Origin of the sequence: Janthinobacterium sp. GMG1, from assembly GCF_034427795.1 — a bacterium.
Classification (GTDB): Bacteria; Pseudomonadota; Gammaproteobacteria; order Burkholderiales; family Burkholderiaceae_D; genus Janthinobacterium.
In genome coordinates this window covers 320,945-334,344 of the sequence record NZ_JAXQNT010000007.1, presented here as the reverse complement: position 1 = coordinate 334,344, position 13,400 = coordinate 320,945, and the positions used below count along the sequence as shown (strand labels likewise).

Genomic DNA, 13,400 nt, shown 5'->3' with positions numbered 1-13,400 from the left:
GGGATACCCTTTAATTAGTTAGTGGTGGATCCAGCGGGTTGATCCAGCGTATCGATCCAGCGCTCCAGCATATCCTGTGCCAGCACCGGACGGCTATAAAAATACCCTTGCGCCAGCTTGCAGCCATGGCGCAGCAGGAAGGCGGCCTGTTCTTCCGTCTCCACGCCTTCGGCAATCACGGACAATTGCATGCTCTTGCCCAGCTGGATGATGGCAATCGCAATCGCCTCGTCATTGACGTCCGTCGAGATATCCTTGATGAAGGAGCGGTCGATCTTCAGGGTTTGCACAGGCAGCTGTTTCAGGTACGCGAGCGAGGAATAGCCGGTGCCAAAGTCGTCGATGGCCAGGCCCACGCCGATGGCGTGCAAGTCGTTGATGAAGCCGAGTGCGTCGCCCGTGTTCATGATGACCGATTCCGTCACTTCCAGCTGCAGGCGCTGCGGCTCCAGGCCCGTTTCCTTCAATATGGCGGCCACCATGCCGGCGATGCTGCCCCGCTCGAACTGTTTAACGGACAGATTGACGGCCATCTTCGGCACGTGCAAGCCCTGCGCCTGCCAGCGCATCATCTGGCGGCACGCCTCGTCAAGCACCCATTTGCCCAGCTGGTTGATGAAACCGCTATCCTCGGCCAGCGGAATGAAGCGGGCCGGCGGCACCAGGCCCAGTTCCGGGTGGTTCCAGCGCACCAGCGCCTCGACGCCGACCAGGCGGCCCGTGTCGATTTCCACCTGCGGCTGGTAATTGAGGAACATTTCATTCTTTTCCAGCGAACGGCGCAAAAAGGTTTCCAGGCGCAGGCGCTCGACGCCTTCGCCCGTCATCGACGGCGCATAGAAGCGGTAGCCGTTGCGCCCGCGCGCCTTGGCCTGGTACATGGCCACGTCGGCATTGCGGATCAACATGTTCAAGTCCAGCGCATCGTCCGGATACAGGCTGATGCCCACGCTGCAGGTGACGAACAGCTCATGGTCGGCCACCGTAAACGGCTGGTCGAACATGGTCATCAGCTTTTCCGCCACCTGCGTGGCACCGTACTCTCCGTCGACGCGTTCGAGCAGGACGATGAATTCATCGCCGCCCAGGCGCGCCAGGGTATCGCCTTCGCGCAGGCGGGCCGCCAGCTGGCCGGCCACCTTTTGCAGCAATTCGTCGCCCACATGGTGGCCCAGGGTGTCATTGACGTTCTTGAAGCGGTCCAGGTCGATGAACAGCACGGCCAGCTGTTCCTGGTCGCGCGCGGCGCGCAGCAGCGCGTGCTGCAGGCGGTCGTGGAACAGCAGCCGGTTCGGCAGCGCCGTCAGCGGGTCGTGGTGGGCCATGTGATCGAGCTTTTCCTGCGACTCCTTGATCAGGGTGATGTCGCTGAACACGCCCACATAATGCGTGGTGCCAGCACGCGCGTCGCGCACGGCGCTGATGGTCAGCCATTCCAGGTACAGTTCGCCGTTCTTGCGCTGGTGCCAGATTTCGCCACGCCAGAAACCGCTGGCTTTCAGCTCGTTCCACATCGCCTCGTAGAACGCCGCGTCGTGGCGCACCGAGCGTGTCAGCGACGAGTGCTGGCCCACCGCTTCGGCCTCGGTATAGCCGGTGATCTGCGTAAAGGCGGGATTGACGGTGACGATGATGCCGCCGGCATCGACCACCATCACGCCATCGGCGATATGTTCGAGCACGGTAGCCGACAGGCGCAGCTTTTCCTCGGCTTCCTTGCGCGCCGTGATGTCCGCATACACCCAGATGCTGCCTTCAGTGGGGCGCAGCGGGTCGAGCGCGCAGCCGCTGACCAGCGCCCAGAACACACTGCCGTCGCGGCGCTTGTACTGGCGCTCCTCGCTGAAATCGCCGCCCATGGCCAGCGCCGGATACTGGCGCTCGCCCGCCTCTTCGAAGTCATACGAGGTCATGAACACGATGGCCGTCGAACTGCCCGTCATCTCGGCATGGTCATAGCCGAACAGTTCCTCGCAGCGGCGGTTGACGGAAATGATGCGGCGGTGGCGCACGAACATCACGCCGAACATCACGTTGTCGAGAATCGCGCTCTGCTCGGTCAGCAGCGCTTCGATGCGCATCTCGTGGTGCTTGCGCTGGCTGATGTCGGCGATGATGCCATCGACCCAGGTGACGCCCTGCTCGCCCGCCTGCGGCTGGCCATTCTCGGCCACCCAGCGCTCGATGCCGAAGGCGTCGATGATGCGGTATTCCAGCGCATACGGCCGCACATCAAGCACCGCCTGGCGCACGGCGCGGCGGTGCTCGCGGCGGTCTTCCGGGCAGATCAGGTCGGCCCAGGCATGCGTGGTGCCGCGCATGAACTGGCGCGCCGAATAGCCGGAAATGTCTTCGATGGCGTCGCTGACGAAATCGATGGGGCCGTCGGGACGGTAGCGGAAGACGGCGCCCGGCACCTGCGTGACGATGGTGCGGAAACGTTCCTCGCGCTGGCCCACATCCTCGAACAGCTGGCCGATGGCCGCGCGCATTTGCTCAAGCTGGGCCGTCAGGCGACCCAACTCGTCATTGCTGTGCGAGGCCAGCGGCGTGTCGAAATCGCCGTGCGACAGGCGGTCGGAAAAGCGCGTCAGGCGGCGCAGCGGCTTCAACAGACGGCGGTTCAGGAACAGCACGATCAGCGCCATCGACACGGCCAGCTGCGCACCCAGCACGAAAATATACGACATCTGCTTTTCGCGCAGCTCCTGCTGGCTGCGCGCATCGTCCATCTCGACGACGACGTGGCCGATGCGTTCGCCGCGCACGAGGATGTCGCGCTCGGCGCGGTACAGATTGCCCACGGGCCGTTGCGGCGCCTGCAGGCTGATGAATTCCGTGTCGCCCTGCCCCAGCACCTTCACCAGCAGCACGGAGCGGTCGCGCATCACCGACTCGACCAGCGAATGGGCCGATTCCGCATTCATGTTCCACAACGACTCCTGCATGCCCAGCGCCAGGATGTCGGCATTGCGCTGCAAGGCCTCGTTCAGGCTGGTGCGCGCCGACTGGCGCTCATGCACGCCGACCAGCACATAGCTGCCGAAGATGGCGGGCACGACCAGGCCGCCAAATACCACCAGCAGCAAGGCGCCATAGATCGACGAGCCATACAGCACGCGCAGGCTGGCGCGCAGGCGCTGGTAAGGTGAATTAAACATGCGGCAACAGGGCAACAGGGGTCAGGCGGGCGATCATTGACTTTACAGGGGAATCGGGTGGTGAGGCGGGAAGAAACTTTATGAGGAGCAATTATGCATGGAAAAAGTGGAAAAAGTCACCAATAAACACGCGCTGGCGGCGACGTCATGCTATATAGACAGGGCTGAAAAACCACACGTGGGATGATGCGCCCGGCCGGCGCCAGCAGAAAAGCGCGCAGCTTGCTATCATCGCGCCACTTTACCTAGAGGAACCACCATGACCTTCTCCATCTACTCCGCTTCGATCCCCGTCTTCAAACAGATCCTGGGCAGCCTGGCCGCCATCCTGGACAAGGCGGAAACGCACGCGCAGGACAAGAAAATCGACCCGAACGCCCTGCTGCAATTCCGTTTATTCCCCGACATGCTGCCGTTCGTGCGCCAGATCCAGATCGCCACCGACTTCGCCAAGGGCTGCGGCGCGCGTCTGGCCGGCGTGGCCGTGCCACCGTATGAAGATAGCGAACAGAGCTTTGCAGAGCTGAAGGCGCGCATCGTGAAAACCATCGCCTTCCTGGAAAGCCTGCCGCAAGCGGACATCGACGGCAGCGAAACGCGCGCCATCACCACCGGCAGCGGCGAAAAGACCAAGCACTTCACGGGCCAGACGTATCTGTTCCACTACGCGCTGCCGCACTTCTTCTTCCACGCGACGACGGCGTACGACATCCTGCGCCACAATGGCATTGAAGTGGGTAAAAAGGATTTTATTGGCAGCTATTGATCGCTAGCCTCTGAAGTACCGGGGCCGGATCTTCAAGGTCCGACCCCGGCAGTTGCAGTTGGGTTAAATCAGGTATTCCGGCGCGGATAACCTTGAGAAAGAATCCGCACCCACACCACTTCCTTCTCTTCATCCGTCATCGACACCCAGTGGGCCACTTCCACTACGCTGCGGCCGCAGCCGCGGCAGATTTCATCGAAAGTCGTCGAACACACGGCCACGCAGGGCGTATCGGGACGCGGCGGCAATTCCTTGTCAGCCATCAAGACACCTTCGGCAAACCGAGCTTTTCCCAGCCTTCGGTGCCCAGCGCTTCCAGGGTGGCGATATTCTTGTCAAAGATTTCCGACGCTTCCGGGAACGCCTCGACGGCGCGCTCGATGCTGTCTTCGCGCAGCAGGTGCAGGGTCGGGTACGGCGAACGGTTGGTGTAGTTGCTGATGTCGTCCTCGAACGTCTCGGCAAACTGGTAATTCGGGTGGAAACTGGCCACTTGCAGTTCGCCCGCCAGGTGCATGTCTTCGACGGCCGCGTCGGCCACATCGAGGAACTCGTTGTAGTCGAGGAAATCGTTCAAGGTGTAAGGATGGATCAGCAGGGTCGTGTCGATTTGCTCGGGATCCGTGTCGGCCAGGGTTTGCAGCTCGTCCATCAGCATCGCCAGCAGATCTTCGGGATTGCTCGACTCGCACACCACATAGCGGATCTGCTTCTTGACGTGCACGGCCTTGGCGAACGGGCACAGGTTCAGGCCGATCACGGCCTTTTCCAGCCAGGCAACGGTGTTGGCGATGATGACGGCGTTGTCGTCGTCGTGGCGCGGCGGGGTGTTCATATACTTGACTCTCTATCAATAAGGCGGCCAGCGGCTGAATGGCCGGCCAAAGCCAAATTGTACGCACTTTTGCGCAGCCTCATGCCGGGCGCCATCCAGGCTTGCGCCAGCCTCGTCGCCATGTATGCTATAACAGCGGCCGAATCACGCATTGGGCAAATTAAATTTGCAATAATGACAGCATTTGCGAATGGAAACTCAGCCGCTTCCCACTTATTGCCGCTTATTTCCTGTCATCATGCTGACATAATTCTTGACTCCAGCATGTGGATATACGTACACTCGCTGCTGAATCATGGGTCTGTCCGATGTTTCTCCGACGACAACAATGGAACACTATGCACGAAAACTCCTTTAAATCTACCGTCCTGGCGGCGTTGGCCCTGGCGCTTGCGCCCGCCCTCAGCCAGGCGTACGAAGCCGGTGTTGAGAGCGATAACGCGCCAGTCGCCGCCGCCGCACCCGCCCTGATCCCGATGACCGCCCAGGTCACGGCGAAACTCCCCACCCTCGACAACCGCCTGCAAAAGACCGACCGTCTGCTGAAAAACCTCAGCGACAATTCCGATCCGCTGCGCGAAGCCGACGTCTGGGGCCGCATCCGCAGCGGCTATGCGATTCCCGATATCAACAACCAGCTGGTAGCCAATCACGTCAACTGGTACGCCACCCGCCCCGACTACATCGCCCGCACCACGGCGCGCGCCTCGCGCTACATCTTCCACGTGGTGCAGGAACTGGAAAAGCGCGGCATGCCGACGGAACTGGCCTTGCTGCCGTTCATCGAGTCCGCCTTCAATCCGCAAGCATTCTCGAGCGCCAATGCGGCCGGCATGTGGCAATTCGTGCCCGCCACCGGGCGTGATTTCAACCTCAAGCAAAACATGTTCAAGGACGAGCGCCGCGGCGTGCTGGCCTCGACCGATGCGGCCCTGACGTACCTGCAGCGCCTGTATGACATGTTTGGCGACTGGCAACTGGCGCTGGCCGCCTACAACTGGGGCGAAGGCTCGGTGCAGCGCGCCATCAAGAAAAACCAGGCGCTGGGCAAGCCGACCGACTTCGAAAGCCTGGCCGACCTGATGCCGGCCGAAACGCGCAACTACGTGCCGAAACTGCAAGCGGTGAAAAACATCATCGCCAATCCGGCCCAGTTCGGCCTGACCCTGCCCGTGGTCGACAACCAGCCGTATTTCACGGCCATCGACAAGACCAGCGACATCGACATCACCGTTGCCGCTCAGCTAGCCGAACTGTCGATGGATGAATTCAAGGCCTTGAATCCGCAATTTAACCGCCCCGTCATCATCGGCGGCGAAAAGACCAAGATTCTGTTGCCACAGGAAAACGCCGCCAAGTTCACCACCAACCTGGCGCAATGGGGCCATGCCTTGTCGAGCTGGACGACGCACAAGATCACCAATGCGCGCGAACGCATCGAAACCCTGGCGTCGAAATTCGGCACCACGGCCGACGTGCTGCGCCAGGCCAACAATATTCCGCAGCGCACCAGCCTGCGCGCCGGCTCCACCATCCTCGTGCCGAAAACCTCGGCCACGATGAACAAGGACATCACCCAGGAAATCGCCGACAGCGCCACCATGCTGCTGGAAGCGGACCGTCCGGAACGGGCCGCCAAGGCACTGCGCCGCGCCGCCAAGGGTGGCAAGGTGCAAGCCGCGCCAATTTCCCTGGTGAAACCGCGTATCCAGCGTGGCGGCGGCAACAGCCGGGCAAAAGCCCGCCACTGAGTACACCTGACATAACCTACTGCGCGTCGTGATTTGCAGCCTGCGATGCTCACCGTACTAAAAGTACGGTTGCGCTTCTCACCTACAACTCACTTCCGCTCACTACGGTTCTATCAGGCGTTGTTAGGCGTTACAAACCACCTGACATCTGATCCACCGGCCGCCACAGCCTTGCTGTCGCGGCCGGTTGTACATCCGCTCTACCCGCCCACTTACCCAGACAGGAGTCATCATGGCTTTCTTGCAAGGCAAAAAAATCCTCATCACGGGCTTGCTGTCGAACCGCTCCATCGCCTATGGCATCGCCAAAGCTTGCCACCGCGAAGGCGCCACCCTCGCCTTCACGTATGTGGGCGAGCGCTTCAAGGAGCGCATCACGGAATTTGCGGCGGAATTCGGCAGCGAACTGGTGTTTGACTGCGACGTGTCCAGCGATGAACAGATCAGCGCCGTCTTCAGCGACCTGGCGCGCCACTGGGATCAATTGGACGGCCTGGTGCACGCCATCGGTTTCGCGCCGCGCGAAGCGATTGCCGGCGACTTCCTCGACGGCCTGTCGCGCGACAGCTTCCGCATCGCGCACGACATTTCCGCCTACAGTTTTCCCGCCATGGCCAAGGCCGCCTTGCCGCTGCTGCATCCGGGCGCCTCGGTCCTGACCCTGACTTACCTGGGCGCCATGCGCGCCGTGCCCTACTACAACACCATGGGGCTGGCCAAGGCATCGCTGGAAGCGTCCGTGCGCTACCTGGCCGAATCGCTGGGTCCGCGCGGCATCCGCGCCAACGGCATTTCCGCCGGCCCCATCAAGACCTTGGCCGCTTCCGGCATCAAGGATTTCAGCAAACTCCTGGGCTTTGTGGCCGAACACGCCCCCCTTCGGCGCAACGTCACCATCGAAGAGGTGGGCAACACGGCCGCCTTCTTGCTATCCGATCTGGCCTCCGGCATCACGGGCGAGATTACCTACGTCGATGGCGGCTTTTCGCAAGTGATGGCCGTCAATCCCGAAGTAGAGTGATGCGGTGATAGTCGATATCCATCGGTTGTCACTTGACAACCAATAAATATCGACCTACATTGGAGACATCGCATGGCGCGCTCCTCGCATCCGAAGAAAGAAATCGAAGCGGCGCTGCGCCACGCGGAAAGCCAGGGCTGGAGAGTGGAAATGGGCGGCAACCATGCCTGGGGGAAAATCTCGCCCCTACCATGACGACGGCTGCCGCTGCGGTGAATTTTGCATCGCCTGCATCTGGAGCACGCCGAAGAATCCCGGCAACCACGCGCGCGCGATCCGGCGGGTGGTCGATAATTGCACTTTGAATAAACTGATCCACGACTGCATGCAACGCAAACCCAGGGGGTAACAATCATGGATTACATCTTTACCCTCAAGTACCGCCTGCCCGATCACGAAACCGATCTCGATGCGCTGGCCGAGCGCCTGGGCAGCGGCGGCTGCGACGACGCCCTGGCCGGCATCGGCCAAGCGGGACGCCTGGCGCTGGAGTTCACGCGCGAGGCCAGCAATGCCAGGGAAGCACTGCTCAGTGCCCTGGCCGACGTCAAGGCCATCGTGCCCGATGCCGTGCTGATCGAGGCCGCGCCCGACCTCGTGGGCCTGACCGACGTGGCGCAGGTGCTGGGCCTGTCCCGGCAAAACCTGCACAAGCTGATGAGCAAACACCGCCACAGCTTCCCCGTACCCGTGCATGAGGGCAGCGCCACCATCTGGCACCTGGCCGACGTACTGGCCTGGCTGCATGCCAAGGGAACGTATCAGCTGGAACGCAGCCTGGTCGAACTGGCGCAGGTCACCCGGCAAATCAACCTGGCCAGGGAAACGCGACAGGCGCCGCCGCTGTCCGCCGACATCGTGGCCATGCTCAAGTAAACGCGCAAAATCTACGTATTTCTACTGATTTCACATAGGAAACAGCATCGAAACGTGGTAGGACTTTCGTTTCTTCCCATTTAGGCCGTGCAAAACGGCATCAAATACGGTATAGTGTCGTTGTGCGCTGCAATATGTTCCCTTGAAGCGATGGCAACACCGCAGTTATATGCACTACAAACTTAGCAGCTTCGCAAGCCTTAGCGCATCCACAGGATGCCGCTTATAAAGCCCTCCCGCCTTGTGTGTCGCACCTGACACCGTCCCGGCGCAAAGCTTTTGTGCCGAAATTTCTTTCTAGTTGAGTCATTTCGTTTTGGTTGGCGTTGCTATTTTGCGTTCTGCTTTTTGCAAGAACGCTGATTTTTACGAAAGAAAAGAATGACATTTGAATCCTTAGGCCTGCATCCGTCCATCATCGCCGCTCTGACCGAATCGGGCTACACCGCGCCAACCGCGGTACAGTCGCAAGCGATTCCAGCCGCGATCGAAGGCCGTGACCTGCTGGTCTCGTCGCAGACCGGTTCGGGCAAGACGGCAGCTTTCATGCTGCCATCGTTGCACAAACTGGCCAGCGCCGAACAAAGCGCCGCCGGCAAGACGCCGAACCAGGAAATGCAAGCATCGCGCGCCCGCGGCGAGCGTCCACGTTTCAAGGCTGCCCAGCCAAAAATGCTGGTGCTGACGCCAACGCGCGAACTGGCCCTGCAAGTGACCACCAATACCGACAAGTACAGCACCGGCATCCGCCGCATCAAGGCTGTGTCGATCCTGGGCGGCATGCCTTACCCTAAACAGATGCAATTGCTGGCCAAGAATCCCGAGATTCTGGTCGCTACCCCTGGCCGTCTGATCGACCACATGGACTCGGGCAAGATCGACTTCTCGCAACTGGAAATCCTGGTGCTGGACGAAGCCGACCGCATGCTGGACATGGGTTTCATCGACGACATCGAAAAGATCGTGGAAGCGACACCGGAAGGCCGTCAAACCATGCTGTTCTCGGCAACGCTCGATGGCGTGGTCGGCAACATGGCGCGCCGCATCACGAAAAACCCGCTGGTCATCCAGGTGGCAAGTTCGAGCAACAAGCATGAAAACATCACCCAGCGCGTCCACTTCGTCGACGATCTGTCGCACAAGAATCGCCTGCTGGACCACCTGCTGCGCGACGAAACCTTGGACCAGGCTGTTGTGTTCACCGCCACCAAGCGTGACGCCGACACCATCGCCGACCGTCTGAACATCGCCGGTTTCTCGGCTGCCGCCTTGCACGGCGACATGCATCAGGGCGCGCGTAACCGCACCCTGGACGGCATGCGCCGCGGCCAGGTCAAAGTGCTGGTTGCCACCGACGTTGCCGCTCGCGGTATCGACGTGCCAACGATCACCCACGTGTTCAACTACGATCTGCCGAAGTTCCCGGAAGACTACGTCCACCGCATCGGCCGTACCGGCCGCGCTGGCCGCAATGGTCTGGCCATCTCGCTGGTGAACCACGCTGAAGGCATGAACGTCAAGCGCATCGAACGCTTCACCAAGCAATTGATCCCGGTCAATGTCATCGAAGGTTTCGAGCCGAAGAAAACGGCATCGGCACCACGTTCGAGCGCCCGTCCAGGCGGCTGGAAACCAGGCGACAACCGTGGCGGCGCGAAGCCAGGCCAACGCACGTTCAGCAAGCCAGGCGCACCACGCAAAGACGGCGCACCGAGCACCGGCGGCGGCTACAAGGGTTCCAACCCGCGCAGCACCGACGGCGCACGCCGCAGCTACGGCGACCGTTAATCACGACGCCATGCCGCCAGCTGGCGGCAAGCAATAAAAAAACGGCCACCAGATCACTCTGGTGGCCGTTTTTTTATGCCCGGCGCACTTACTTCTTCGACACCTTCTGGCGCGACAGCTTGCGCAGCTTGGCCTGCTCGAAGCGCACCTGCTGCTCCGGCGTCTCCAGCGCCAGCGGCGGCACGGCCACCGGCTTGCGGTTGGCATCCACGGCCACCATCGTGAAATAGCAGCTGTTGGCATGGCGCACCAGGCGCTGCTGGATGTTTTCCGTCACCACGCGGATACCCACTTCCATCGACGTCGTGCCCGTGTAATTGATCGACGCCAGGAAGGTCACCAGCTCGCCCACGTGAATGGGCTGCAGGAACATCACCTGGTCCACCGACAGGGTCACCACATAGCTGCCCGAATAGCGGCTGGCGCAGGCATAGGCGACGCTGTCGAGGTATTTCAGGATGGTGCCGCCGTGCACGTTACCGGAAAAATTGGCCATATCGGGCGTCATCAGGACCGTCATCGTCAGTTCGTGGGCCGACCAGTTCATCGCGCTGTCCAAAGTGTTCTCCAAGGGGAAATTAAAAGTGAGGGAAGATGTGAAAACCGGCCCCAAGGGCCGGTGGCAGGGACAGCTTGTTACAGTCCCAGGGTGTCGATGTCGGCCAGCGACTCGCGGCCCTTGTCGGAAATATCGTGCCCCTCGCCGTCGGCGCGCGCCACGATGTGGGCTTTCTTGCCCAGGAAATAGGCCACGTCCGACTCCAGCTTGGTCAGCGGATCGGTAGCGACGGCGCGCAGCCCCATGATGCAGCGGCGCAGGAACAGCAGTTGTTGCGCCTTTTCGGTGATGGACAGACGGCCATCGCGTGCATAGCTGAGCAGCTTCAGGCCGGACAGGCGCTTGGCATTGCGGGCAACGCAAGCGCTGGGGCGCTCGGTCTTGATGCCGCGTGCAACTTGCTCCAGCGCGTCATATTCATCGGTTGTTAATTTCTCGTTCTTCATTACTTTTCCATAAAAGGCCAGGTGTTCGGCCCCCATGGTACGCGCCCCGCTGCGCATCGGCAACAGGCAACGTGAATCTACCGCCGCCCGCCAAGCGGCCAGGCAGCGGAAACACGGGCGTGATGAGCGTTATTTGTAGCTGCGCAGCAGCAGCCATGCGAGGCCGCAACCCGCCACGGCGCCCGCCAGGGCCAGCGCCACAAGGTTTTTGCTGGTGATCACAGGGCGCCGGCCCAGGTAGATTTTGTTATGCAAGGAATTGCCCACGATGGTCTCCTGTACAAGAATTTTTATGATGTCTCATTATAAGAACAGAATCGTGACGGCCGCATGACACTCGACAGTTAGGGCTTGATTTGTATCCACTCGGCAACATTTATTGGCGTTTTTGTTGTTTAAATGGCGTGGCGCCGGCGACCACCGCGCAGTCCATTTCCGATCGGAAATAAACGCGGCGTGCGCCTCCCCCGCAACCGCCATGACGGAGCGCAGCGTGCCCGGTCAATGCATTTTCACGGGCGGTGGCGGCGGCGTCGGCTCCTCGACCGGCACGGGGTCGATGTGGGGCGGCGTTTCCGGCGGCGGCGTGACGGGATCGCCTTCCGGCGGTGGCGGCATATCGGGTTCGGGCGTGCTGTGTGCACGCAACAGGGCATGACGGGCTGGTGTTTGCATGTGGCCTCCTTTGCCCCCACTGTAGCCGATGCGGCCAAATCCTGGCGCCCGCCAGTGACGGCATCTGCGGGAACTAAACGGCGTGGCGCCACTCCAACTTGGCAGGTATCTCTCCTGCGAGTGCAAGCGATCCCCATGGCGCGCAAGAAAATCCTCTTCATGGCCGAGGCAGTGACCCTGGCCCACGTCGGCCGCCCCCTGAGCCTGGCCCAGGGTCTGGACGAGAACGAGTATGAGGTGCATTTTGCCTGCGCCGATGGCTATGACTTTTGTTTCAAGCACGCCCCCTTCCGGCGCTGGCGCATCGACAGTATTTCATCGCTGCAATTCCTGCAGGCACTGGCCCAGGGCAAGCCTGTCTACACGGAAAGCACCCTGCACGCGTATGTGGAAGACGACTTGCGCCTGCTCAATGCCGCCCAGCCCGATCTCGTGATCGGCGACTTCCGCCTGTCGCTGTCCGTCAGCGCGCGCCTGCAGCGCATTCCCTACATTACCGTCAGCAATGCCTACTGGAGTCCCTGGGTGCGCCAGCACTACACGGTGCCCAGCCTGCCCCTGACAGGCATGCTGCCCATCTGGCTGGCCGATCCGATGTTCCGCCTGATCCGCCCGCTGGCCTTCGCCGCGCATGCCGTGCCCCTGAACCGCGTGCGCCGCCGCCACGGCCTGCCATCGCTGGGCAGCGACCTGCGGCGCATCTATACGGATGCCGACCACACCTTGTACGCGGACATTCCGCAACTGTTCCCGCCACACGCCATGCCGTCCACGCACGACTACCTGGGCGCCGTCATCTGGGCCCCGCCGCTCGACTTGCCGGACTGGTGGCAGCGCCCGGAGCTGAGCAGCGGACGGCCCATCATCTATGTCACCCTGGGCAGTTCCGGCCAGGGGCAATTGCTGCCGCGCGTGCTGCGCGCGCTGGCGCCCCTGCCTGTCACCGTATTGGCAGCCACGGCCGGCACCATCCGCGTCGACGCCGTGCCGCCGAACGCCTATGTCGCGCCCTTTCTGCCGGGCGATGCGGCCGCCCGGCGCGCCAGCCTGGTGATCTGCAACGGCGGCAGCCCCACCAGCCAGCAGGCACTGACGGCGGGCGTGCCCGTCATCGGCATCGCCGGCAACCTCGATCAATTCCTCAACATGCGCGGCATCGCGGGGGCCGGCGCCGGCCTGCTGCTGCGTGCAGACCGCTTCCAGGAAACCACCCTGCGCCATGCCGCCACGCGCATGCTCGACGATGGCCGGGCCAGGCTGGCGGCGCGTCAGCTGGCCACGGCCATGCGCGACTATGTTCCCGCGCAACGCCTGCTGCCCCATCTGCACGCCTTGCTGGGTCCGTTGCCGCAAGGCAGCCAGCCTTGACGGGCGGCGTCGGTTTTTCTTACAGCACGTCCGGCAGTACCTGCAGCACGTCAACAAAAGCACGCCAAGTCCTTGATTTCAAAAGAACCTCATGCGTTGGCATGGAAGTCGCTTAAGTCTGGCCATGAGCACCTGCCGACAGGACTCAGGCAAG

At 61.7% G+C, this 13,400-nt stretch carries 13 protein-coding genes and 1 pseudogene; 7 read left to right on the top strand and 7 right to left on the bottom strand.

What is annotated here, in order from left to right; translation table 11 throughout:
* Positions 1-14: 14 nt before the first annotated feature.
* Complete coding sequence (locus tag SJI03_RS20080; protein WP_322428339.1) at positions 15-3,161, bottom strand: EAL domain-containing protein; 3,147 nt, start codon at positions 3,159-3,161, stop codon at positions 15-17.
* Positions 3,162-3,420: 259 nt separating this feature from the next.
* Between SJI03_RS20080 and SJI03_RS20075 the strand changes: the two genes are divergently transcribed.
* Positions 3,421-3,927: a DUF1993 domain-containing protein gene (locus tag SJI03_RS20075; protein ID WP_034779265.1), complete on the top strand. Its 507-nt coding sequence runs from the start codon at positions 3,421-3,423 to the stop codon at positions 3,925-3,927.
* A gap of 68 nt (positions 3,928-3,995) precedes the next feature.
* On the opposite strand, the gene SJI03_RS20070 is transcribed toward SJI03_RS20075, so the two are convergent.
* Positions 3,996-4,190: a DUF1289 domain-containing protein gene (locus tag SJI03_RS20070; protein WP_070255368.1), complete on the bottom strand. Its 195-nt coding sequence runs from the start codon at positions 4,188-4,190 to the stop codon at positions 3,996-3,998.
* Positions 4,190-4,762: a DUF1415 domain-containing protein gene (locus SJI03_RS20065; protein WP_099400478.1), complete on the bottom strand. Its 573-nt coding sequence runs from the start codon at positions 4,760-4,762 to the stop codon at positions 4,190-4,192. Before SJI03_RS20065 ends, SJI03_RS20070 begins: the two co-directional genes overlap by 1 nt.
* 338 nt (positions 4,763-5,100) lie before the next feature.
* On the opposite strand from SJI03_RS20065, the gene SJI03_RS20060 reads away from it, so the two are divergent.
* The 5 genes and pseudogenes from SJI03_RS20060 to SJI03_RS20040 all read left to right on the top strand — a co-directional run bounded on the left by SJI03_RS20060 (position 5,101) and on the right by SJI03_RS20040 (position 10,198).
* Complete coding sequence (locus SJI03_RS20060; protein WP_034779271.1) at positions 5,101-6,513, top strand: transglycosylase SLT domain-containing protein; 1,413 nt, start codon at positions 5,101-5,103, stop codon at positions 6,511-6,513.
* A 232-nt stretch (positions 6,514-6,745) separates the two neighbouring features.
* The gene (gene fabI / locus SJI03_RS20055) at positions 6,746-7,534 is read left to right on the top strand and encodes an enoyl-ACP reductase FabI (protein WP_322428338.1); all 789 of its coding nucleotides are present in this window, start codon (positions 6,746-6,748) and stop codon (positions 7,532-7,534) included.
* Between the two features lie 72 nt (positions 7,535-7,606).
* A pseudogene (locus tag SJI03_RS20050) lies at positions 7,607-7,883 on the top strand (hypothetical protein).
* A gap of 5 nt (positions 7,884-7,888) precedes the next feature.
* Positions 7,889-8,410 (top strand): DNA-binding protein, encoded by a 522-nt coding sequence (locus tag SJI03_RS20045; RefSeq protein ID WP_322428337.1) that lies wholly within the window; start codon positions 7,889-7,891, stop codon positions 8,408-8,410.
* 381 nt (positions 8,411-8,791) lie between these two features.
* Positions 8,792-10,198: a DEAD/DEAH box helicase gene (locus SJI03_RS20040; RefSeq protein ID WP_077406752.1), complete on the top strand. Its 1,407-nt coding sequence runs from the start codon at positions 8,792-8,794 to the stop codon at positions 10,196-10,198.
* A gap of 88 nt (positions 10,199-10,286) precedes the next feature.
* Here the strand turns inward: SJI03_RS20040 and SJI03_RS20035 are convergent, their stop codons facing one another.
* The 4 genes from SJI03_RS20035 to SJI03_RS20020 form a co-directional block, all read right to left on the bottom strand.
* A complete protein-coding gene (locus tag SJI03_RS20035; protein WP_071326331.1) occupies positions 10,287-10,745 on the bottom strand; it encodes an acyl-CoA thioesterase in 459 nt (152 codons plus the stop codon).
* 89 nt (positions 10,746-10,834) lie between these two features.
* Positions 10,835-11,203 carry a hypothetical protein gene (locus SJI03_RS20030; protein WP_099378390.1) on the bottom strand — a complete coding sequence of 123 codons (369 nt, stop codon included), beginning with the start codon at positions 11,201-11,203 and terminating at the stop codon, positions 10,835-10,837.
* A gap of 129 nt (positions 11,204-11,332) precedes the next feature.
* Positions 11,333-11,470, bottom strand: coding sequence for a hypothetical protein (locus SJI03_RS20025; RefSeq protein ID WP_180979422.1), 138 nt, complete (start codon positions 11,468-11,470; stop codon positions 11,333-11,335).
* A gap of 234 nt (positions 11,471-11,704) precedes the next feature.
* Positions 11,705-11,878 carry a hypothetical protein gene (locus SJI03_RS20020; RefSeq protein WP_199534388.1) on the bottom strand — a complete coding sequence of 58 codons (174 nt, stop codon included), beginning with the start codon at positions 11,876-11,878 and terminating at the stop codon, positions 11,705-11,707.
* Between the two features lie 135 nt (positions 11,879-12,013).
* Between SJI03_RS20020 and SJI03_RS20015 the strand changes: the two genes are divergently transcribed.
* A complete protein-coding gene (locus SJI03_RS20015; RefSeq protein ID WP_322428336.1) occupies positions 12,014-13,246 on the top strand; it encodes a glycosyltransferase in 1,233 nt (410 codons plus the stop codon).
* Positions 13,247-13,400: the final 154 nt, after the last annotated feature.